The sequence below is a fragment of the Anaerococcus sp. Marseille-Q7828 genome, from assembly GCF_949769285.1.
Lineage (GTDB): Bacteria > Bacillota > Clostridia > Tissierellales > Peptoniphilaceae > Anaerococcus.
On record NZ_OX458331.1, the window covers coordinates 1,508,808 to 1,532,632 of the forward strand.

Sequence of the window (23,825 nt, forward strand, 5' to 3'; positions counted from 1 at the left end):
AGCAGGATATTATGTCAAGAGATACAAAAAGAAAATCAAGGCAAAAAAAAGACCTTGATAAGAAAAAATCCCCAAAAAATACAGAAAATATGAGTCCAGCAAGGAGAAAAAGAGTCGAAAAAAAGAGGAAACAAAGGCGTAGAAAATTCCTCATTCGTAGAATTGTCATATTGGCAATACTTCTTACAATCCTATTTTTTGCAACAAAGGCAATTGTAAATAGTATTTATTCCTATAAGAAAATGGGATATCCAGCATTCCGTGACGAAGTTTTGGATAGTATAGGAAGCGAGGTTTTTGTAAGCCCATCTGAAAACAGGTCCCTATCAACTGCAGAAAAGATTACAGATTTTGACGACTTATATGATGTGATTTCAAAAAATTATGCCGTTGATAAACTAAATACCAAAGATTTTCTAGAATTTTCTAACCAATACCAGAATTTCAGAAAAAAAATAGCTGCTTCTAAGACTGACCAAGACTATTACTCTATACTAAAACAGTACTTGGATGTCTTGGATGACACTAGGACCTTTGTAATTGATAAACAAACTTATGATAGTTTATTTGATTATTACAGGAACAAAGGCAAGTCTCCACAAAAAACAGTCTTAGAAAATCCACAAGCTGTAGATAGGTACAAGAGACTCTTGGAAAACGCAAATATTGATAAGCCTTCTATGCAAATAACCAAAGCTGAGAATAATGTTGCTACCATTACCTTAAAAGACTTTAGAGCAAATGAAGTTGATGGAGATATTAAAAAAATAACTGACTTCTTTAGAGATAATGGACCTATTGGAACTATTATCTTGGATTTGTCAGACAACAATTCTATTGATGATACCTACTGGATAGAATTATCAAAGATCCTTATGGCAAATGACCACCATGAGGATAATATGGTATTTTATAGGTCTAAACTTTTCCAGGATAGTCTTGCAAATTTCAAGGAAGATGAAAATAGCCCCTACAAAACAGCCTATGTAAAAAACGATTCATCAAAATATCCAGATGAAATTGACCTTATAGATCCTAACCAATACCTATATTATGATCAGCTAAGCCTTGATATTAAAAGAAATATAGAATATGCGGTGAGGAAAATATATGTTTTGACCAATGAAAATACTGCTAATGAAGCTATCAAATTTGCTAGAGTATTGCAAACAAATGGTGCTTATATTGTAAAAAACGCCCTAGAATCTGCTAGAACTCATAAGGATGTCATCTACAATGCCCCTAGCAATTTATATATATTGGAACACTCAGGTCTTATTGTTTCAATAAACTCATCCTTTAGCAAGAACGAAGAAAATTTATATTTAGAATATGATCAAAAAATCAATTCCAAAGAGCCAATTAATTCAATGCTCAATATACTAAGATAAGCTCCCCATTTTTTTAGGAGCTTATTTTTTATAGATTATTGTAGATTTCTCTAACCTCTTTTATCTTACCACAAGTCATTTTACCTTCTGGACAAGGACCATTTACGCAGGATGGACCAGCATTTTTAAATAAAGTAGGATATATTTCTTTACATATTTTTACCATCTCTAAGGCCATCTCTCTTATCTCCCATTGAGCCCTGTTGCAACATCTCAGAGAAAAGAAATGAAGCAAGTTTCTAGCATTCATAGTAAAAACTATTTTTGTTTCACAAGCATTTGGAAATACATATCTAGCATCTTCTATTGATTTTTTCTCTGCCTTTGACTTAGCTTCCTTTTCATTAAGCCCATCTGATATATTCTCCTCATAATATTTATCAAATAGTGATTCTGATATCTTTAGGTAAGCTTCTTTGGAATTTTCCATGGCCTTTTCATATATTTCTAGGGCCTTACTGTCCTCTTTTATAGCGGGTGGAATTATGTATTCAAAATTTTCTAGCTTTACATATCTCTGTGATTGTTGGGAGTATGATGCAAGCCTATGCCTAACTAATTGGTGGGTAAGTGTTCTTGAAACTCCTTCAACAGCAAATGTAAAGCTAACGTGCTCAATTGGTGACATGTGTCCCATATCCATTAGCATTGTTATGTATTTTTCTATAGCTTTATCATCTAATTTTTCTTTTATTTCATCTACTCCAACTTTGGAATAGCAAAGTTTTCCAGCTTGGGCTATGGTTTCTTCTGCATTTTTGGTGTAATTTATCAATTCAACTCTCATTCTATCCTCCTTCAATTATATTAACACAAAAAAAAGAGAAAGGCTAAGCCTTTCCCCTTAAAAAAATTATTATCTAATTGTTTCTTTTCTTACAAGCTCTTTTGCTTTTTGTTCACCCATTTGGCCACCCCATGCTGATAGTGCAAGAGCTGCAATTAGGCCAAGGAATGTGATTACTGAACTAGCTGATGCTTTTTTGGATGCTTCATCTGCACCTTCTTTTGCATTTTCAACTGTTTCGTCTACTTTGTTTTCAGCTTCTGTTGCATAGTTGTCAATTTGTGTTGACGCATCGTTTAGGGCTGTTTGAGCTTGCTTGTTAGCTTCAACTAAGCCATTGTAAATATTATCAGTTACTTCTTCTGCTTCTTCTTGTGTTAGATCAGAGTTTTGTGCCACTGCATTTGCAATTGCATCTCTATCAGCAGAATCAGCTATTGTATTAGCCTTATCTTGAAGTGATTTTGTTAAATCAGAAATGATATTTTTTGCATTTTCTGGGTTTAGTGCAATATCTTTAACTGCTTGACCAATCTCATCTTTTGATTCTTCAAGTTGATTGTTTAGATATTCTGGTTGTAATTCTTCAATATCTGTATCGCTTAGATATTTTTCAACATTTTCTTGTAGTTCTTTTGTGTCTACTTCACCAATTGCATCTCCAGCTTTTTCTACACCAGCACTTACTGCATCGCCTGTAGCTGAAATTGTTGATCCTGCTACATTTCCTGCAACGTTAGCTGCTGTATTTGCTGCAGTTCCTGCTACATTTGCTGCTGCTCCTAGTACTTGACCGATAGCATTTATTACAAATGTTAGTAATAGAAGTAGTGTAACTGCCCAAGTAATAGCACCGTGCAATTTACCTGTTGATCTTGCTGAATAACCTGCAACAAATCCACCTGCTAAAAATGATAGGATTAGAGTGATAGCAGTCCAAATACCTGTTCCAACTCCAACACCTGATAGTGGATCACTAGTTGTTGGTGAGAATAGGCCAAATCCTAAGGCAGCTGTAAGTAAGCTTAGTGTAGCAAAGCAAGCTGCTGCTGTTACCGCTCCAGCTAGTATTGATGCCCAAGAAAGGTTGTTGCCAGCTGGTATAGCGCTTGTTGCTTGTTCATATACTGGAACACCTGGTCTTTGCTTTCTTTCTCTCTCGCTTCTGCGTGGAGCTCTATTAGTATTCCTGCTAGATCTTTCAACATTTTTCTCTGTTTCAAAAATTTCTTTTTTTGAATCATTATTATTTTTTTCAGTCATGATTCCTCCTTTTATAATAACAATAAAATATAATTTTGTTACTAATTATATTCTACCCATTCACTAGGTTTTTAAACTTTTTTGGAAGAAATAATAATATTATTAAAATTATTGGCTGATATTAGCCTTGATATCTTGGGCTCTTTCAATCTCTCTTACCATGTCTCTGCCCTTAATCATTTTCTTGATATTCTTTACATCTAGGATAATAACATCATGCTTTAAAAGCTCATCCTTGCTCTTATCATCAAGGTAAGATGAATGGATTATTAATACAGGAGTTATTCCTTCTATGAGTCCTTCGTATTGCTTGACCAAATCATCAATAAATTCCTTATCCACAGTTTTTTCGTATTCATAATTTTTGATATCTATGGCATATTTCTTTTTATTTTTTCTGGCAAATAATTCAAAATCGTGGCTTCTTTGGTATTTGTCTTGATAGTCTTCTATGTGGTAGCCACAATTCTTAAAGGCTGTTTTGATAAGTTTTTGAGAGTTATAGTCAAATTGGATTTTCTTTAGAGCCCTAAGTAAATCAGTTGGATTAATCTTAAAGAATCCACGATACTCTGTCTCCTTGTCATTTCTTTGTATGTCAAAGCCTAGCAAAGTATCGTCAATGATATTGAAATTCCCATGAGCAATAGCATTTCTTATATGTCTTAACAAAGCCATAGTTTTTGTCTCTCCAGGAGATATGGTCATAATAATTTTATATTCTTTGGGACATACTTCTTTTAGAAAGGGCTTTATGATCTTTTCATCAATTGTTTCTGTAAATAAAACATCCTCATCTTCTAAATTCATAGCCTTCATTATTTCTAAGAAAATATAATTGTCGTATTGGGGATTTAATAAAAGTTCGTTCTTTTTTGATTGCTCTGACTTTATATTTGGCACATACCAGAGCAAATAGTAGATTGCTTCTGTTAAATCAGGGCTTATTTCAATAGGGATTTCTCCATGGTCTATAGTATATGGTGTTTTCTTCTTGCAAGAATCAAATTCAAATTTATCTGTAAGTTCCATTATTCATCCTATCTATTACTTCCTTATCAACTATAGTAAGGTAAACGTCCATATCATTTTCTTTTAGAAAATTTTCAATTGTCTCTTTTGCTATTTCAAAAGCTTTGATTTTGGGAAATCCATAAATCCCAGCAGATATCAAAGGAAAAGCAAGCGATGAAACATAATTTTTCTTAGCAAGAATTAAGGAATTTTTGTAAGAATTTTCCAATAGCCTTACAGATTCCTCGTCATTATTTGGATTATACACTGGACCAGCCGTGTGGATTATATATTTCGCCTTTAGATTAAATCCATCTGTTATGACAGCACCTCCTGTATTTATTGGTGCTAGGTCATCGCATGCCTTAGTAAGCTTATCAGCTCCTGCAGCTCTAAAGATGGCTCCACAAACTCCACAACCCATTTTAAGTCCAGTATTTGCCGCATTTACTATAGCATCTACATTCATACTTGCTATATCTTCATTAACTATCTTAAAACTCATCTATACCTCTAATAAAATTTGTCCATCCCTGCCCACTTGTTATGGGTTTACAATCATCTTATATACTCCTCAATGTCCTTGTAGAATTTGCTCACATAGTAGTCAACAAATTCATACTTTGACCTATCAAAATAATAGTAATAGTAATCGCTGCCATTGGCAACCATGCCTGTTACATCGACATAGGACCATGTATCATCAAGCATTATTACATTCCACTGGTGTTCTCCAGAGTAGTCATCAGGTCTATTAGGATCTTCTGTATTTCCTGTAACTGAATAGCAAGGAATTCCTACCTCTTGGCAGAGTCTTGTAAAGCTTTGGGCAAAACCAGAACATTGGCTTAATCCCTTTACCAAGGCTCCGTACATATTGTTTTCTATGATATTATCCTTATCTCCGTGGTATTGGTAGTCGTTATTTTCGGCTAACCAGAGCGCAAAATAATATGCCTTATCATAGTCATTGTCGTAATTTTCGTTTGCATAGTCGACTAGAACCTTGATTTGACTTTCTACTGCCTTTTCTTCATCTGGATTTAGATAGGTTTTGGTGTTCTCCTCAATGACATATCTAGGTTTTAAAGAGAAAGTCCTTTCATCAAACCAGTAATTATAGTAAATATAGGGTTCAATTTTACCCTTTGAATAAAATGGGCTTAGCAAAAATAGGTCTGTAGCAAAGTCCATCTTGTCATCAAAATCATTTTCGATCTTTACATTTGGATCCTTTAAAGCTTCTGTTAGGATTCTACTTACATGAAAAGTCTGATTTACATCATCATAATATTCAACCATCATCACAGCGTACTTGTCCTGAGTTCTTAGGTCTCTAAACCTATCTTCAAGCAAAAAACCCGGCTTTATTATTTCATAATCTAATGACTTTGCCTTAAATGGTGGTTCTTTAAGAATAGGACTTTTGGGCTTTTTATCATCCAAAGATACCTTGCTTTCATCAATCATCCTATCTTCGCTCAATGTATCAATAGGTGGAACACCACCCTCCTTAGATTTGTTGGTGCATGAAGATAGTATTAAACATATTAAAATATAAATAATTTTTTTCATATTATCCCTCGAAATCTCTGTATTAGTATTTTACCACATTTAAGCAAAATTCTTAGACCATGATAAATTATATCATTTAATTTACAAAAACGTTTTTCTAGTTTAAAATTATATAAAGGAGGTGACCTATGAAAATCCTAATAATGATTGATTCCTTCAAAGGATCTTTATCATCCTCAGAAGCTGGAAACATTATCAAAGACGAGATAGAAAAGCTTAATCCCAGAGAAGATATTACAGTACTTCCTGTAGCTGATGGAGGTGAAGGCACTGTAGAATCTATGAGCGAACTTGATGGGGCCAGTCTTATCGAAGTCCAAGTTGAAAATCCGCTTTTTGAAACAATTATTGGCAATTATGTAATAATAAAAGATAAAAATCTGGCTATAATGGAAATGAGCCAGGCTGCGGGTTTGATCTTGATAAAAGACAGATTCTCCCCTCTAAAGGCAAGCACTTATGGCGTTGGGACTATGATAAAAGATGCACTTGATAAGGGAATAAGAAATTTCATTATTGGTATCGGTGGCTCAGCAACAAATGATGGTGGGATAGGTATGTTATCTGCTCTTGGCTTTAAATTTTATGATAAAAATAACAATAACATCCATCCATCAAACGAGGGTTTAGGAAGCTTATCAGCAATTGACCTTTCGCAAGCTGATCCTAGGCTTAAAGAAGCTACATTCAAAATAGCATGTGATGTTGATAATCCGCTTACTGGCAAAAGGGGATCTGCTAGTGTCTACGGCCCACAAAAAGGAGCAAATCCTAGAGAGGTCGAGATAATAGATAATAACTTATCTTTATTTCACAAAAAAACTCTTGAAGTTATAGAGAATGCAGACGACACTTATCCAGGAGTCGGAGCAGCTGGAGGCTTAGGCTATGCTTTTAAAAACTATCTAGGGGCCGAACTTTCTCCAGGTATAGAACTAATCCTACAAATGCTAAATGTCAATGATTATCTAAGTAATGCAGATTTGGTAATAACCGGTGAAGGTAAAATAGACTTTCAATCATCAATGGGCAAGGCTCCTACAGGAGTTGCAAAACTTGCCAAAAAATACGGTGCTAATGTTATTGCCTTTGCAGGAGTAGTCGATAATGATGCCATAGAAGTGAACAAGCATGGCATTGATGCTTTCTTCCCTATCCTAGATCAAATAAGGACTGTTGAAGAAGCCATGGATGCCAAAAAAGCAGAAGAAAATTTACGCAGATGTGTTAATCAAGTATTTAGATTAATATATTTATACAAAAATTAGGAGAAAAAAATGACAGGTATACCATTAATAATTGTTTTTATAGTGACAATTGTACTAATGATATTTATGATTAGTAAACTAAATATCCATCCATTCTTATCCATCTTATCAGTTTCTTTAGTCTTTGGACTCATAGCTGGTATCCCACTTGTGGATCAAACTGCAGAAGATGGTACGGTTGTCTCAGGTATTGCCAATGTAATAGGCGAAGGTTTCTCAGGTGCATTTACATCGATTGGTATAGTAATCATCCTTGGAACCATAATAGGAACGCTTTTGGAAGAAACTGGAGCAGCCCTTAAGCTTGCAGACATGGTTGTAAATCTAGTTGGAGAAAAAAGACCAGAGCTAGCTATGCTAATAATGGGTTGGGTTGTATCCATCCCAGTATTTTGTGACTCTGGTTTTGTAATCCTTAACCCTATTAGAAAGGCCCTAACCAAAAGAACAGCAGCTTCATCAGTAGCAATGACCATGTGTTTATCTGCAGGTCTATATGCATCACACGTATTTATACCTCCTACACCAGGTCCAATAGCAGCAGCAAATACCATAGGTGTAGGTAGCGACTTATTGCTTGTAATGGGTCTTGGTTTATTAGTATCTATCCCAGCCCTAGCTGGTGCATATTTTTATTCCAAAAGACAAAGTGCAAATATAGAAGAATTAGTAGAAGATGATAATTTGAAAACTTACGAAGAGATAAAAGCCGAATACGGCACACTTCCAGGTGGATTCTTATCACTAGCACCAATTATAATCCCAGTAATACTTATGGCATTAAGCAATATATTTAAGATTATGAAAGCAGAAGGATTTGTCAATGATTTGTTCTTATTCCTAGGAACTCCAATCATAGCTCTAGCTGTAGGACTTATCTTTGGTATCATTCTCCTAAATAGTAGGGGAAAAATAGACCATCTTTACGACATTGTCAACGAGTCTCTAAAAGTTGCAGGACCAATTCTATTTGTAACAGCAGCTGGCGGAGTTTTGGGCAAAGTTATAGCGAACTCTGGCATAGTTGGATTTATCACAGACAATGCTACAGTATTTCAAAGTATAGGAATATTCTTTCCATTTATCATAGCTGCAATACTAAAAACAGCTCAAGGTTCATCAACAGTTGCAATCACAACATCAGCTGGAATCATAGCACCACTACTTCCAGTCCTTGGCCTTGACTCAACAGTAAGTTCAGCTTTAGTAGTAATGGCTATAGGAGCAGGAGCAATGACAGTATCCCACGCCAACGACTCATATTTCTGGGTAGTAACCAAATTCGGTGGCCTACGCGCGGAAGACGGCTACAAAACTCAAACAATGGTAACTCTAGTAGAAGGTATTTGCGGTATGCTAGGAGTATTTATCCTATCTTTATTCTTACACTAATTTTTCTAAATAAAAATGAAAAACTAGGCAGGTCCAAGGGATTCTGCCTAGTTTCAATAATATAGCTTTAAAACTAAAATTCATTTATATCTTTAAAAATAAGCTCAATTAAAAATTTATCATCACTTGTTATCATGGCATGAACACCAATTCCCAAATCATCAGCAAATGATTTTACTAGATATAATCCAAGTCCAGTTGAAGCTGATCCTTTACTATTCTTACCTGTATAAGATTTTTCAAATATAAAGGGCATATCTCTAGTAGAAGGCACTGACCCGTCATTTGACACCCTTAGTCTCATTCCGTGGTTATTAATGGTTGCAAAAATTATTTCACTATCAGCATATTTGATGCTATTGGAAATTAACTGTGATATTATAAAGCCCAAAGTATTATAATCACTAATTACATCTACATCAAAGGTATTGTTTACAATTTTTAATTCCTTCTCCATAATAGTAGGATAGAAGTCAATAAGTGTATTTTCTAAAACTTCTTTTATATTTACTTTTTTCATTGTATAATCTTTTTTACTAGAATTAGACCTTGCGTAAAATAATACTGTATCTAATTTATTCTTTATCTGCTGATTTGATATATTTAGTTTTTGATATAAATCGGAATCCATATTAGATTTATTATTTTCAATTAGCAAAGAAGATGCAGCCAGGGGAGTCTTTATATCATGAGCCCATTTTTCAATTATTTCCCTATATTTTATCAATTCAGACCTATTATATTGGAATTTTGATAATAGTTTATTTTGATTATAAAATACACTGTCAACTAAGGGCTTATAATCTATGCCTAGTTCATCAATTAATTTATCTCTTTTCGAAAAATCCATATTATCATAAAATTCATAAACTAACTTTCTGATTCTTTTTTGTCTATTAATTTCACTGACTAACAATATAAATACACAAATTATGAAATATAAAATTAAGAATATAAAAATATTATCAAAATTTTCTACTTTGAGGACTTTCATAACTAAGCAAAATACCAGAATAGTGCTTAGTAATATTATTATTGGCTTTGCTGTATTTTTCAAAAAACTATATTTCATAATTTATCCGTGTCCAATCTATAACCAATTCCCCTTACAGTTATGATAAAATCATCTATGCCTATTGTTATAAGTTTCTTTCGCAATCTATTAATATTTACTTGTAGGATATTTTCATCGATATAAATGGTATTCCAGCCAGATTCTAAAAGCTCATCCTTAGTCAAAGTTTTTGGATAAGCTTTGATTAGAGCTTTTAATAAGTCACTTTCTGTTTGGCTAAGTATTATAAAAGTATTTTTATAGGTCAACTTATTTGTACTAGTTTCAAGAATTAAATCTTTGATCTTTTCCTCATCAGAAAATTTTTGATAGATATTAAGTAGTTTTTTGGCCCTTGCAATGAGTCTATTAGACATAACTGGCTTTGTCAAAAATTCATCTGCTCCCAAATCAAAACTCAGAAGTTCATCATCTAGCTTATCTCTACTGGTTAAAACTAAAACTGGTATAGTTAAGTTTTCTTTAATATGTGATAGAATTTCGTAACCACTAACACCTGGTAAATTTATATCTAAAATAATCAAATCTGCCTTTGGAATTTCCATCAACTCTGGATCATCTTTAAAATCATCCAATGCTATAGCTTCAAAACCATTAGATGTAAATATTTTTATTAACTCTTCTACAATTATCCTATCATCTTCTATAATATATACTTTTTTCTTATTCATAATTAATATCCTTAAATGAAACAAGTTTCTCACTAATAAGCATTAATAACATAAAAAAGACCGGAATCAAAACATAAAAAGCTAGCATATAAAAATTTGATCTAAAATATACATATTCTGTGCTTATCGATTTTATATATCTAAAGTAACAAAAATAATTTATCAATGACAAAGATATAATGAGACTATAAATCTTAACAATATGTGACTTTTGAATTTCCAACAAACTTTCTGCTGTATCTCCAAGAAGAGATAAAACTTTAAAGTCATTAGACTTTCTATTAAAAAATGCCATTATGTTAATTGACAAAAATAATCCAGATATAAGTATTAGTATTATTGAAAGATATATCATAACAAATTGTCTGGACAAGATATTACTATAAGATTGCTTAATCATCCACACTAATGATTCAAATCTAATACTTCTTTTAAAGAAATCATTCCTGATTTTCTCCAAAGCTGTATTTTTGCCATACTTTTTTATATAATCATCTGATACTACAAAATTATAGGCTATTGGCTTTTTCTCTCCTACAAATCTGTCGTATATATCATCCTTAATAACATAAATATTACTATCCCAATACATATCATTAGCAAAAATTATGTCAGATCTAGCTACAGCACTGACCTTAAATTTTAAAGCCCCTATATTTATAAATGATTCATTATCCTCCAAGTATGCATTTATAATTGCAAAACTAGTTCTATCTATTTGCTTAGAGTACAAATAAATTGAATCTTCTTTTGAACTAAGATTAATGGCCTTATCACCAAATACTTTTTTATATGATGAATAGGCCATGATCTTTGGAGAAGATACCGTATAACCATTTGTTAAATCAACTAGATTTTCTATTTCATTTTTAAAGTCACTATCATCAATATCAGAAAATCCACTAATATTAATAGGATAAATATCAGAAAAAATATTACTATAATCTTCTCTTATATCATTTATGACATCAATATCTTCAAAAACACTAAAATGAGGCCTCAATTTCGAATCTGTCAAATAATAGCCAATTTCAAATAAAGATTTGTTTAGGTTAGCTAAAGATACTGTAAGCGCAATTAAAATAAATATCAGAGTTATTTTTGCTTCATTTGTATGAGATAAAAACAAAGATTTTTCATAGCTATAAACTTTGGATGCGTTTATTAATTTTCTTATAAAAAATATTATAAGAATATCAATAGCTATTAAAAATAAAGTAAGTTTAAAAAAATTCATTATGGCCTTATCACTGGCGTAGTAGACAAAACCAAGGATTAAAAGAACTTGTATTATTAATACTGGAATTTTATTACTATTTACTTTATCCTGATACTTTTTCCCTAGTGATAATACAATTATGGCTAATGAAAGCATGACAAATAATACAAGCAGAGCAAGGGTAAGTCCCATAGCTTTTGCATCAAAGTTTATCCTATGGGCTCCAATATTTAAATCCAGTATTAAAATTGATAGCAAGTCAATAATTTCAGCCAGTAAAATTCCCAAGGGAAGTCCAAGAATAAAACCCAAAAATGTTTCAAGACCTATAGAACTTAGCAAGATCATGTATAGCTTACTTCTCTCTAATCCCATATTAATTAAAAGTTTTATTTCATCATGGTTATTATAAACCTCATTTTTTAGCCCATAGTAACTAAGAACTGCAAATAAAGCAATTGCTAGAATATAAGTATTAAAGATATTAGTAATTACATAGTTCCTGCCATCTTCATATAAATATTTAAAAATCTCATTGTTTTGAATACTCAATAGTAAGTATGAAAACACAGTAAAAATAATTAATATTTTTAAAATTAAATCATTAGATTTATTTGCTTTCAAATTTATTTTGAAGTTTCTATTCATAATATCTCACACGATGATTTGCTTGTTTGCCTTGTTAATCCTATTATAATAGTCCTTTTGACTCTCATTATCCCCCATCATAAGTTCATTAATTATTTTCCCATCTTTTATAAACATAATCCTATTTGCAAAGCTAGCTGCATAGGAATCATGGGTCACCATTATTATCGTAGTATTCTCTACTTTGTTAATATCTTTTAATATCTTAAGTAAATCAATAGAACTTTTTGAGTCAAGCGCTCCCGTAGGTTCATCAGCTAGAATTATTTTAGGATCAATAGCTATAGCTCTAAGGGCAGCAACTTTCTGTTTTTGTCCTCCAGATAAGTCTTTGGGATATTTATTTAGTAGTTCAAAAATATCCATTCGCCTTGCTAGTCTATGAATTTTATTCATATCCCATCTTTTGCTATGGATTTTAAAAGGTATTAGCACATTTTCTAGGGAAGAAATATTATCAATTAATTTAAAGTCTTGAAATATATAGGTCACAAGATTTCCCCTATAATTTTCTAATTCCTTTCTGCTAAAGCTATTAATATCCTTACCATCAAATATGATTTCCCCATTAGTCACTTTAGATACTCCTGCAAGCATATTTAATAGTGTAGTTTTACCAGAACCACTTGTTCCCATTATAGCAAAAAATTCACTATCCAAAACATCAAAGCTCATTTCATCTATGGCAGTAAATGAAGATTTTCCTCTTCCATAAGTTTTTTCAAGATATTTAATTTGTAAAATTCTTTTATAATCCATAGCATGCCTCAAAAATATTATAACATTATAAAAAGAAAACTGCTTAGTTAGCAGCTTCCTTTATATCAGCTATATTATCTGTATAGGTCATCTCACTTGTCAAGGACATATATCTTTCATAAACATCTAGCACATCTTCATCTGTTTCTAGAAGTTTACTTGTAACCTTACCTTGGCTATTGTCAAGATATGTCTGAAATAAATCTCCATTTTCATCATATAAAGAATATCCGTAGTTAAGGTCATCAGAAATAGTAACCTTATAGCCAAAATCTGTTTTTTCCACCTTATTATAATTATCTAAAGCTCGAAGTACACTTTCTTCACCAAAACTTAGTTCATTTGTTGTACTTATTGTTGGAATGTCATAATCAGATCTATTATCACTATGATAAAGATTAGTTTGTGTATCTATCCAAGTTCTGTCATCGCCTTTAGATATAAAGACATTTAGGTAATTATTTTTTAATCTTCCGTCGATATCTATATCATTTTCTTGATCACAGCCACTGATACTAATATAATCTACTGACCCATCTTCTGATTTTGTCTCCCAATACTCAATCCCATTGGACCTCTCTTTTGATTCTAGCTTTTCGATAAATTCTCTTGTAAGATCATCTGCATTTTCTTTTATTGATGTTAATTCAGTTCTTCTTTCGTCATTTTCTTTTTGGTAGTAGTTATTGTCAAATCCAGAAAATATACCAAGCCCTAATATAACTGCCATTGATGCAAACAAAATATTTCTTTTTTTCATAACATCCTCCTTTGTTTGTGATTATAGGATATCATGCTTTATTCATTAATTTAATTACAAGTTTTGTAAGAATCTAAATTTCAGCTTTTATGCCAAGATATTCATAAGTCCCTTTTATATCTAAGCTATTTTTTATAATATAATCAATTTTCAAGTCTGTAGGGACTAGGACCATGTATTTATTTGCTCCTAAGAAAGATTCCATGTATGTTTGGTCTTTTTCTAAGAATTTTGTTATCTGCTCTTCTCCAATTGGATTTATTCTAATTTGATCGAAGTATCTGATTATTTCTGGTCCCATGACAGTGGAATCTGTTTCGTTATTTGAGTAATCTTTGCTGTTTGATGCAATATTTAGCATTAGGGCAAGGCTTCTATTAATTTTTGAGTTTTTGAAAGTCCTTAGAGATATCGTATCTTTTTCTGCTACAAATAGGTAGTCATCATCTGTGTATTCTTCTCTAAGCTCACCAACTATTTCGTTTATTGGTTCATCAAAACTATATTTGTCGGGATATTTTAGGATTTCTTTCATACGATTTCTTATGATATCTGAAATATCCATATCCCCTATACTGGTAAATTTGGGAGCTTTGCCAGCCTCTGCTCTTTGGACTATTATTTTTTTATTTTTACTAAGAATTTGCTCAATTCTCCGGATAGATCCAGCCAGATAAATATTGGTATCAACTTGGATTTCTGGGCTAATTTCAACTTCTCCTATCTTTGCCTTATCATTATAAACAGTGTATGAACCACCTGTTATAAATTGATTGTAAAAATTACCACGACTCATAAGCTTTTCTATGGCACTTCCTGCTATTACTTCATTTTCCAAGATTTCTATATATCCCTCTTTCGCCAAATGCTCGCTAATTTGTGCAAAGTCTTCATCACTTATATCAGAAAATGTCGAAAGTGTTTTATTGAGGTACTTGTATTCTTCAATACTTAGGCCAAAATTTTCTAAAAGTGTAGAAAGTACTTGGTGGGTAAAGACATCATAGGCTTTGTGAGTTTCTTCCGTCTTATCCAAGATCCCATCTTTATATAGACTTATTGTGGCCAGAGATTCTAGCAAGTCCCAAGGATTTGCAGATATTTGGTGGAGGATAGAAGTTTTTGTTTTTCTACCGCTTCTGCCAAGTCTTTGGGCTAGGGATAGGACGGAATGACTTGGTCCATATTGGCAAACACTTGTTACAGCACCAATATCTATGCCAAGCTCTAGGGTTGATGTTGCACATATTACAAATTGCTCCATCCTGGCTTTCTTGGCAAAATCTTCTATCTCTTTTCGCCTATTTTTGCTGACTGACGAATGGTGGGCAAAGACTCTAATATCTTTGCCAGTCTCCTTAAATTCTTCACTAAGTTTAACAGCAAAAGTTTCAACCTTATCCCTAGAATTGGGAAAAACTAACATGGCTCCATCATCAGCATAGGCACTTATCTTTTTGATCGCATCTGAAGAAATATTTTCTGATGGAAAGTAGTCAATTGTCACTTCTAAATCATTTCTAGATTTATCGACTATGATATTTGTGTCTCTGCCATTTGCAAAAAAGTTTTTGGCTAAGGAATAATTTTCTTCACCAATGGTTGCAGAAAGTCCAATCATCCTTGGGCTCTCATAAGTATAACGTAAGATTCGAGTAAGCAAAGACTTTAACTGAAGACCTCTATTGCCTGATAAAAAGCTATGAATTTCATCAACAATAACTACTTCAACATCTTTGAGTAGATTTTTTGCAAGATCTGATTTTCCAGAAAGGAGTGCTTCTATAGATTCTGGGGTGATTAGTACAATACCTCTGGGGTTTTCAATTAAGGCATCTTTTTTACTCTTGCTAGCTTCGCCATGCCAAGCAGTTATAGCTATATCCATATCCAAGCACATATCATTGATTCGTTTAAATTGATCATTAATTAGAGCTATGAGTGGCGAAATATATAATATCTTTAGGCCGTCATCAAAATCATCAATCGAACTTATAGCTGGCAAAAAGACAGCTTCAGTCTTGCCCTGGGCAGTTGCTGCTGACAAGATTAGGTTGTTGTCATTGGCAAAATAAGTTTTAATAGCTGCATTTTGTATTCTTGTAAGTTTTGGCCAGCCTTTTTCGTGGATATAAAACCTCAAATCCCTATTTAATAATGAGTAAGCATCTGTCATATTATCTCAATCTCATCATCTTTGTCATCAGGATCTTTGCTTATTTCTACTATATTTTTAAATTTCATGGAAAGAATCTCAGTGATTTCGACATCTGGATTTTGCCTTTTTAAATCAAGAATTTCTATAAAATCCTTTATGACAGCACGAGGAGTTAGGAATTCATCTGCTCCTGGCCTATTTAGTTGGCCTTCCATACAGGTTATAATCTGATCTTGGCTTATAGTAATAGCCTCTTTATAATTCACATTATAAATATTTACCAAATTTTCCAAGAGTGTGTAGATTTCTTCATTGGAAAGTGGTTTTAGGCCTAGGACAGTTCTATTGGTATTTATAAGTTTACTATCCATACTATCCTCGCTACCAAGGCGTCCCTTCAATGCTCCATAAGAAGACATACCCCTATTTTCATCAAATACTGTTTTTCTAGTAGCACCAAAGTTTACAAATAGGCCCCTAGCTTCATTGGACTTAGTCTCGTTATAAATATTTAAAATTCTTTCGTAGTTTCTTTCACGAGTTACAGCATAAGGGAGTTTGTAGAGATTCACTGCTTCATCAAAATTAACTACAAAGCCTGCAAATCCAATTTCTAAAAATAGCTCACTCATATTTTTGAGGGCATCAAACCAATTATCATCTGTTATTATTTGATTAATGCCAAGTATTTTTTTAGCCTCTGTTTTTGTAGTAATATCCCCCCTAAGCCATCTTATGGCATTTGTTTTAAGGAGTCTATTACCAGTTACAAAGCCTTGGTAATATTTTGTTAGTGCCTGGCCAAATTCATAGGATAGGCCAACTGCCTTAAATCTTCCCAGGGTATTTAATATCTCATTTATAACTTGATCTTCTTTTTCTCCCTTTAAAACTTCTATCACATCTATTGAATTATCGCTTGCAATCTTACTTGACAATTGGTTAATCCATTCCTCTATGATAATCTCAAGGACATTTCCACTTCTTTGAGTTTTAGTTTTTATATTGTCTATAATTTCAGTGTATAGGGCAACAGCCTTTCTATCTGTAGCATAAAATCTCCTCGATGGTGTGAGATCTATGCTTGATACTACAAAGTTTTTGCCTAGGGAAATTTGTTCGATAGTTGCTAACATAAAGCTCTTACCTGAACCAAAATCTCCAACCCAAAACCTTATATCAGAACCACCATCAGTGATATTGTCCAAAATTTTTATAAGTTCATCTACTTCCCTATTCCTGCCAACTAGAAGATGTTGGACTCCCATATTTGGGACAACCCCACCTTCTAGAGACTTTATAATAGTATTTGCTTCTTTAGGGTTAATTCTTGTTGCCATCTAAGTACTCCTTTATCATTTCAACATAAAAAGGGTCAATAATAACATTATCATCTTCTATCATTAAGGCTTGGTCGCCTATATAATCAAAAAGTTCATCATTTATCTTTCCTAGGAAGGTGTTTGTAGTTAGCTGATCAGCTAGAGCAAAGTCAGAAAGCTCTTCTTTGCTCATAGAGCCTTTTTCTAAAATCTTTTTTAAAATCTCATGGTATTTCCCACCATTATCTTGGTTTTCTTCTTTTGGATCTTCTGGAAAATCTTCTTCTGGCTTATCATCATCCAAGAATTCGTTGACCATACTGATAGTTTTACTAAGATTATCCCTAGACCTATCAATCCTATTTATATCAACTTCTATTTTTTTTATTTTGTTTTCATTCAGTGATTTTATTTCTTCATAAGTGGCTAAATCCATATTTTTCGACTCTACCAAAGATAAGAAATCGTCAAAGTTTTCAGTTTTTATTATTTCAAATAATATATTTTCGTGTGATTTTTTATTATAATTAAGTTTATATATATAATATAAGGCAATTATCCTATCTTCTGTATTATCTGATTTTACAGTTGCTTCTAAAATCTTTGGGAATTTATCCAATGTAGATATTTCTTCTATAAAAGAAATTTTCCCTTTTAAATCAAGCCTTTCCATATAATTTACATAGTCTTTTATTTTGCCAGGATTTTCTTTTAAATGATTTTCATAAATCTTTTTAATAAAGCTAGGGTCTATGGTTTTTATATAGGATTTTTGGATTTTTTCTATATATTCTAGGAGTTTACCACCGTCAAATTCCACTAAGCTTTCTTCTGCCTTAGCTTGATTGCTCTTATTAAAGAAAGTAAAAACTTCTCTAATATTTTTCTCGCTAATAATTAATATACTTTCTAGGGCAAGCTTTGATTGCTTGTAAGGCTTCATAATTCTAATGAGACTTATGCTATCAATGTCATCATTGTCAAAAATATTCCTCAATGTAAATAAATACATATCAAGGAGAAGTTTCACAACAAGAGGATTTTTCCAAAGGACATTGTTGCGCTTAGATATTTGATTGATGGCTATTTCCTCATCTTTTGATATATTATATTTTTCTCTTAGAAGCCCATCTTTATCCCACCAAGTTGAAACTTTATTATTGTCAGTAAGATTAAAATATTCTCTGGTTTCCTTATCAGGCTTTTTAAGATGGTTGGCAAGCTCCAGCGCTCTGGATTCTAGCAAATATCTAGCCTTTATTGAGATAGAATTTTCAATGATTTGATATGATTTTTCTGCAGATTTGTTATAAAGCGGGTTATAGAAACTTAAGACAGTGTTTTCTGCAATCAGATAAATTGTATAATATATATCATATGAGAATTGCTCACGTCTTAACCTTGATACCAATCTTGCAATGCTTGTTCCTTCTTTGTTTAAGTGATATTCCAAGCTCTCACATAAGTCAGCATAGGTCTTCAAGGAGTCAATATTAACTTGAGATACTCTCATGGCAGGATTTTTGTAATATCGGTCAAGCTTTAATATCCAATACTTGTAATCTTTGATGAGTGGTTTTTCATTGAAATTTTCTTTAGGGATTTTTTCTTCCTTATCTAGGCTTATATCAATCACACCTTTTAGATTTGATGAATCTATTTTTCTTTTAATAGTCCTATTTTCTCCATTAGATAATTTACTCAGGTCACTAAGCATTCCATTAATCACCTTTTTTATATCATCAAAATCCATAAGCTCCCCTCCTTTTTACCTTTACTTATCATTATACTTTGACTTATAATAAACTTCCTTAAATTTAGCAATCTTCAAAAAGTCTATTTGATAAGAAAATATCAGCTTTTTTTACAAGTATTACTTGCAAAATGTTTACTTACTTTATATGATAGAAGTGTAAATAAATATATTAGGAGGAAATATGCAAAACAAAAAATCAAAATTATTATTTACAGTTGCTTTTGCTACAGCATTTTCCGTTACAAGCTTGTTTGCTGGATTTAATCCTGCTTATGCAGCAAGTTTGACTGAGGCGGAAAAAGTAGAATTTGAGAATTCATACTTTAACAACAGCGTTGTTAACAAAGCAAGTAGAATGTTACTAAAAGATGCACCTGCTACAACAGCAAATATCAAAGATACTCTTAACCAACAAATCGCTGAATCAGATGCACTTCTTGCAGAAAGTAAAGATGTGATTGAAACTATCAGACCAGAAAGAGCTAACGAATCCAAAACAATTAAAGATTTGGATCAATCAGTTTTCGATAACCAAGTTTATCAAGAAGCAATATTTATGCTCTTTGACCTAACTCCAAAGACAGTTGAATCTATCAAAGGTTCCCTAACAGAACTATTAAATTCATCTATCCCAGAAAATAACGAAGCTACTAATCTTCTTTATTCTATGCGTGGCTTAAAACAAATCAGCATAATCCACTACAATGACACACACGGCAGAGTAGAAGAAAACGCTAAAAACGGTGAAATCGGCTATGCTAAAATTAAAACTTTCTATGATTACAAAAATGTAAATAATAATACCCTCCTCCTAGATGCTGGAGATACATTACACGGAACAATTTTTGCAAATATTGCCCAAGGACAAAGTGTTGTCGAAGCAGTTAATAAAATGGGACTTACAGCTATGACAGCTGGTAACCACGACTTTAACTACGGCTATAAGAGACTTCTAGAATTAAAAGACCTTGCCAATTACCCAATCCTTGGCTCTAATGTAGTTGATGAAAGTGGCAATCAAATCCTTGATGTTAGCCAAATTGTTGAAATAAATGGTGTAAAAGTTGGTATATTCGGACTTTCCACTCCAGAAACCAAGACAAAGTCTTCTCCAGTAAATACCGAAGGATTGACATTTGAAGATCCAGTAGAAGTAGCAAAAAAAGAAGTTGAAAACTTAAAGGCCAATGGCGCTGACATAGTTGTTTGCCTAACTCACCTTGGTATAGATGAAGAAAGTGAAGATACATCTACTAAAGTAGCTGACAATGTTGATGGAATTGATCTAATCATAGACGGTCACTCTCACAGCCAACTTGACGAAGGAAAAATCGAAAAAACAACCCTTATTGCACAAACAGGAGCACACGGCTACAACCTTGGTGAAGTGACACTCCTTGTAGACAAGGATAATAAAGTCAATGCAAAATTCGCTAAGCTCCATCCTTACAAAAAAATGCAACACATCAATGCTAACCAAGAAATTCTTGATGTAATTAATAAATACAGTGAAGCAAACAAAGATGTATTAAGCCAAAAAGTTGGTATGACAGATGTCGACCTTGACGGTGTTCGTGGCAATGTTAGAACAAAAGAAACTAACCTTGGCGATTTCATCGCTGATGCTATGAAAGAATCAATAGGTGCAGATATTACAATCACAAATGGTGGCGGCATAAGAGATTCAATAGTAAAAGGTGACATTACAAAAGGTGATGTACTTACAGTATTCCCATTCACCAACTTCCTAGTAAAAATCGAGATTACAGGTGCAGATATCCTAGCTGCCCTAGAACACGGTCTAACAGATACTCCAAACGAAGCTGGTAAGTTCCCACAAATAGCTGGTATGACTGTAAAATATGATTCAAGCAAAGAAGCTGGTAGTAAAGTAACAGAAGTATTAGTTAATGGCGAAGCTCTTGATCCAAACAAAACTTATTCACTAGCAACCAATGATTTTATGGCTATTGGTGGAGATGGATACGAAATGTTTAAAGGCAAAACAAGAAGCGAAGAAAGAGGACTCATCTCTGATATCTTCGAAGAAGCTATCAAGGCAAATGGAACAATAAATCCTAGCACAGATGGAAGAATGACAGATATAAGCAAATAGATAGTAAAAGCTCTTATGAAAATAGGAGCTTTTTTTATATTTATTTATGATTTATATATAACTTTGACATTTGACTCATTAAGAAATATAATTATCATCACAAAGGAAGAAAGGAGATTACGATGAACAAAAAACTATTAGCATTAGCTTTAGCAGGTACATTCGCATTTGCAGGTTGTGGTAACAACGCTGAAGAAAAACCAGCAGAAACAACAACAGAACCAGCAGTAGAAGAACCAGCAAAAGACGAAGCTGACAAAGCAGCTGACGATGCAGCTAAAGAAGCTGATGACGCAGCAGAAAAAGCTGACGATGCAGCAGAAAAAGCTGATGATGCAGCAGAAGATGCAACAGACGCTGAAGATGCAGCTGATGACGCAAACGGAAATAACTAATTTAAATAATAAATCAAAAACAAAGAGCTAGCAATTTTTGCTAGCTCCTTTATTTTGTCCTTATCTTACAATGGTATGCATTGTATCATAGTTCATAGATTCCGCTATTCCCATCAGATACCTATCATCTTCTGTAATATCATCTTTTTGTCCATATAAGTATTCATCTATCACATAGGCCCTATTAAGTAGTCCATAATCATCAAAAATCGTACCTACCCAGGTAGTATGATAGGTCGTATTTAAAATCTTTGCCTTTGTATCATTAGCTCCTTTATAGATTATAGTATCGACCAACAAACCGTGTTCTACCCTATAGTCTCCATCAAAATTATTGTGATTTTGATTGGAAACGAGATTTCCTAATGAATAATAAATTATCCCCTTACGCCCATCTTTTGCTTCGTATTCTTCTCTTGGTTGAATTACGTGAGGATGGTTACCAATGACCATGTCTGCACCCCAATCAATCATATCGTGAGCAAGTTCAATTTGATACTCTGCAGGGTAGGATTGGTATTCAACTCCCCAGTGAGGATAAATTATAATGAATTCTGCTCCATCCTTGAGGGCATTAGAAATATCTCTTCTTATAAGTACATCGTCAATCATATTTACTTTTGCTATCTTATCAGCTGTATCTAGCAAGTATTCAAAGCCATTTAACTGTTCAGCATAGGCAAGGATTCCTACCTTGATCCCATTTATATCCTTGATCAAGTAGTTTTTATCTTCGCTATTTTTTTGTGTACCAACATTTTCAATGCCAGCTTTATTTATTGCATCTATCGTGTAGTCCAGACCATCTAGACCAGTATCCATACAGTGATTATTAGCTGTAGTTATAACATCAACGCCAATATCACTTAAGGCTCTAAAGATATCCCCATTTGAGTTAAAAGTTGGGTAACCAGAAGGTTCTAGGGCAGGATGGGTTGTAAATTCACAATTGACCATAAAATAATCGCTCTTTGATACATAATCTTTTAATTTTTCAAATGGTCTATCGTAATTATAGTCACCTGCTCCATAGTTTCTAGCATAGTTATCAAAGTTAATATGTGGCAAAACATCGCCAGCAAAAAACAAGCGAGCCATTTTGACATCTGTGTCTTGCTTTTCCGAACTTGCTGCATTGGCTATGTTTATATTAGCTAATGAAAATATACTTAGCAAACTTATAATGATAAATTTTTTAATTTTTTTCATAAGGTACCTTTCTAATAGAGTTTTAACCATTATATCACGATTATGTGGAAATTAAAAAAACTGACCACAATATCATTTGATATTATAGTCAGTTTAATCTCACAAATTTATTTTATCTATCTGGGCTTTCGTAACCATTTTCTACTATGGTTTCACCATCACATGTGTTGATTCTTTTACCTTCGAATTCAACAATACCACAGTTTTCGCCATTGCTCATTGGAACATCTTCGTTTGATTTTTTTGTTACTGTTTGATTATCACCAGCTTCGAAAACTTTTTTTTCATTTTCTTGTACCATAATATCCTCCTATGAATATTTAATGATTATCTTATATCTATTTTACCCATTTTTATTAAAATCTCACACAAAAAAAGACCCAAATGGGTCCTTTTTCTAGTGTGTTGCTCCACCTGTAATATTTAAATCTTTTTTGTCATCGTATTTTACAATGGCTCTTATAGCTGCATTTAAACCTTTTACTATATCCTCAAGACTCATTGACGCTGTGTTAGGCTTATCTACAACTTGTTCTGTCAAAAATGGCACGTGGATAAATCCTGCTTTTATGTCACCATATTTTTCTGCTAGGTATAGGTCTTGGTACATGATGTGGTTACATACAAAAGTACCTGCTGTATTTGACACGCTTGCTGGAATGTTTTCTTTTTTGATTTCTTCTACCATTGCTTTGATTGGTAGAGTGGCAAAATAAGCTGGCGCACCATCTTCTCTTATTTTTACATCTATTGGTTGGTTGCCTTCGTTATCTTCTATGCGAGCATCATCTTCGTTAATAGCAACACGTTCTACAGTTATACCATATCTTCCACCAGCTTGGCCAACTGAAAGGATTACATCTGGTTTAACTTCTTTGATTTTTTCTTCAACTACATCAGCTGCCTTATGAAATACTGTTGGTATTTCAAGTTTTATTATCTCTGCTCCTTCGATATTTTCGTCTATTCTTTTTACAGATTCGATTGCTGGATTTGTTGGTTCTCCGCCAAAGGGATCAAATCCTGTTACTAATATTTTCATTATTA

The 23,825-nt window shown here is 32.9% G+C and carries 21 protein-coding genes; 5 read left to right on the forward strand and 16 right to left on the reverse strand.

Features of this window, described 5'->3' with window-relative positions; translation table 11 throughout:
- Positions 1–11 precede the first annotated feature (11 nt).
- Complete coding sequence (locus QNH69_RS07215) at positions 12–1,391, forward strand: S41 family peptidase (RefSeq protein WP_282929818.1); 1,380 nt, start codon at positions 12–14, stop codon at positions 1,389–1,391.
- Positions 1,392–1,419: 28 nt separating this feature from the next.
- On the opposite strand, the gene thyX is transcribed toward QNH69_RS07215, so the two are convergent.
- From thyX to QNH69_RS07240, 5 genes are all read right to left on the reverse strand, one after another.
- The gene (gene thyX, locus QNH69_RS07220) at positions 1,420–2,178 is read right to left on the reverse strand and encodes an FAD-dependent thymidylate synthase (protein WP_044565009.1); all 759 of its coding nucleotides are present in this window, start codon (positions 2,176–2,178) and stop codon (positions 1,420–1,422) included.
- A gap of 69 nt (positions 2,179–2,247) precedes the next feature.
- Complete coding sequence (locus QNH69_RS07225; protein WP_282929819.1) at positions 2,248–3,441, reverse strand: hypothetical protein; 1,194 nt, start codon at positions 3,439–3,441, stop codon at positions 2,248–2,250.
- 108 nt (positions 3,442–3,549) lie between these two features.
- Positions 3,550–4,473: a hypothetical protein gene (locus tag QNH69_RS07230; RefSeq protein WP_282929820.1), complete on the reverse strand. Its 924-nt coding sequence runs from the start codon at positions 4,471–4,473 to the stop codon at positions 3,550–3,552.
- Positions 4,457–4,960: a macro domain-containing protein gene (locus tag QNH69_RS07235; protein ID WP_282929821.1), complete on the reverse strand. Its 504-nt coding sequence runs from the start codon at positions 4,958–4,960 to the stop codon at positions 4,457–4,459. The genes QNH69_RS07230 and QNH69_RS07235 overlap by 17 nt, the downstream gene beginning before the upstream one ends.
- Positions 4,961–5,013: 53 nt before the next feature.
- Complete coding sequence (locus tag QNH69_RS07240; protein WP_282929822.1) at positions 5,014–6,030, reverse strand: transglutaminase domain-containing protein; 1,017 nt, start codon at positions 6,028–6,030, stop codon at positions 5,014–5,016.
- Between the two features lie 128 nt (positions 6,031–6,158).
- On the opposite strand from QNH69_RS07240, the gene QNH69_RS07245 reads away from it, so the two are divergent.
- Together QNH69_RS07245 and QNH69_RS07250 are read left to right on the forward strand one after the other, a co-directional pair.
- Entirely contained in the window at positions 6,159–7,298 is a 1,140-nt protein-coding gene (locus QNH69_RS07245) for a glycerate kinase (protein WP_282929823.1), read from the forward strand.
- A 9-nt stretch (positions 7,299–7,307) separates the two neighbouring features.
- On the forward strand, positions 7,308–8,690 hold the full coding sequence (locus tag QNH69_RS07250; RefSeq protein WP_282929824.1) for a GntP family permease: 1,383 nt from the start codon (positions 7,308–7,310) through the stop codon (positions 8,688–8,690).
- Between the two features lie 73 nt (positions 8,691–8,763).
- On the opposite strand, the gene QNH69_RS07255 is transcribed toward QNH69_RS07250, so the two are convergent.
- From QNH69_RS07255 to QNH69_RS07290, 8 genes are all read right to left on the reverse strand, one after another.
- Complete coding sequence (locus QNH69_RS07255; protein ID WP_282929825.1) at positions 8,764–9,762, reverse strand: HAMP domain-containing sensor histidine kinase; 999 nt, start codon at positions 9,760–9,762, stop codon at positions 8,764–8,766.
- Positions 9,759–10,436 (reverse strand): response regulator transcription factor, encoded by a 678-nt coding sequence (locus QNH69_RS07260; protein ID WP_282929826.1) that lies wholly within the window; start codon positions 10,434–10,436, stop codon positions 9,759–9,761. Before QNH69_RS07260 ends, QNH69_RS07255 begins: the two co-directional genes overlap by 4 nt.
- Positions 10,429–12,303 carry an FtsX-like permease family protein gene (locus tag QNH69_RS07265; protein WP_282929827.1) on the reverse strand — a complete coding sequence of 625 codons (1,875 nt, stop codon included), beginning with the start codon at positions 12,301–12,303 and terminating at the stop codon, positions 10,429–10,431. Before QNH69_RS07265 ends, QNH69_RS07260 begins: the two co-directional genes overlap by 8 nt.
- 6 nt (positions 12,304–12,309) lie before the next feature.
- Positions 12,310–13,062, reverse strand: coding sequence for an ABC transporter ATP-binding protein (locus QNH69_RS07270; RefSeq protein ID WP_282929828.1), 753 nt, complete (start codon positions 13,060–13,062; stop codon positions 12,310–12,312).
- A 43-nt stretch (positions 13,063–13,105) separates the two neighbouring features.
- Complete coding sequence (locus tag QNH69_RS07275; protein ID WP_282929829.1) at positions 13,106–13,822, reverse strand: hypothetical protein; 717 nt, start codon at positions 13,820–13,822, stop codon at positions 13,106–13,108.
- 73 nt (positions 13,823–13,895) lie between these two features.
- The gene (locus QNH69_RS07280; protein WP_282929830.1) at positions 13,896–15,998 is read right to left on the reverse strand and encodes a DEAD/DEAH box helicase; all 2,103 of its coding nucleotides are present in this window, start codon (positions 15,996–15,998) and stop codon (positions 13,896–13,898) included.
- Complete coding sequence (locus QNH69_RS07285) at positions 15,995–17,320, reverse strand: ATP-binding protein (RefSeq protein WP_282929831.1); 1,326 nt, start codon at positions 17,318–17,320, stop codon at positions 15,995–15,997. The genes QNH69_RS07280 and QNH69_RS07285 overlap by 4 nt, the downstream gene beginning before the upstream one ends.
- Positions 17,304–19,055, reverse strand: coding sequence for a tellurite resistance TerB C-terminal domain-containing protein (locus QNH69_RS07290; RefSeq protein ID WP_282929832.1), 1,752 nt, complete (start codon positions 19,053–19,055; stop codon positions 17,304–17,306). Before QNH69_RS07290 ends, QNH69_RS07285 begins: the two co-directional genes overlap by 17 nt.
- Before the next feature lie 184 nt (positions 19,056–19,239).
- Between QNH69_RS07290 and QNH69_RS07295 the strand changes: the two genes are divergently transcribed.
- Together QNH69_RS07295 and QNH69_RS07300 are read left to right on the forward strand one after the other, a co-directional pair.
- The gene (locus QNH69_RS07295) at positions 19,240–21,174 is read left to right on the forward strand and encodes a 5'-nucleotidase C-terminal domain-containing protein (protein ID WP_282929833.1); all 1,935 of its coding nucleotides are present in this window, start codon (positions 19,240–19,242) and stop codon (positions 21,172–21,174) included.
- A 122-nt stretch (positions 21,175–21,296) separates the two neighbouring features.
- Positions 21,297–21,569 (forward strand): hypothetical protein, encoded by a 273-nt coding sequence (locus QNH69_RS07300; RefSeq protein WP_282929834.1) that lies wholly within the window; start codon positions 21,297–21,299, stop codon positions 21,567–21,569.
- A gap of 60 nt (positions 21,570–21,629) precedes the next feature.
- Here QNH69_RS07300 and QNH69_RS07305 read toward each other — a convergent pair whose 3' ends face one another.
- From QNH69_RS07305 to pcp, 3 genes are all read right to left on the reverse strand, one after another.
- Positions 21,630–22,778, reverse strand: a complete 1,149-nt coding sequence (locus tag QNH69_RS07305; RefSeq protein ID WP_282929835.1) for a CapA family protein — start codon at positions 22,776–22,778, stop codon at positions 21,630–21,632.
- A gap of 112 nt (positions 22,779–22,890) precedes the next feature.
- Entirely contained in the window at positions 22,891–23,079 is a 189-nt protein-coding gene (locus QNH69_RS07310) for a hypothetical protein (RefSeq protein WP_282929836.1), read from the reverse strand.
- 96 nt (positions 23,080–23,175) lie between these two features.
- On the reverse strand, positions 23,176–23,820 hold the full coding sequence (gene pcp, locus QNH69_RS07315) for a pyroglutamyl-peptidase I (RefSeq protein ID WP_282929837.1): 645 nt from the start codon (positions 23,818–23,820) through the stop codon (positions 23,176–23,178).
- Positions 23,821–23,825 lie beyond the last annotated feature (5 nt).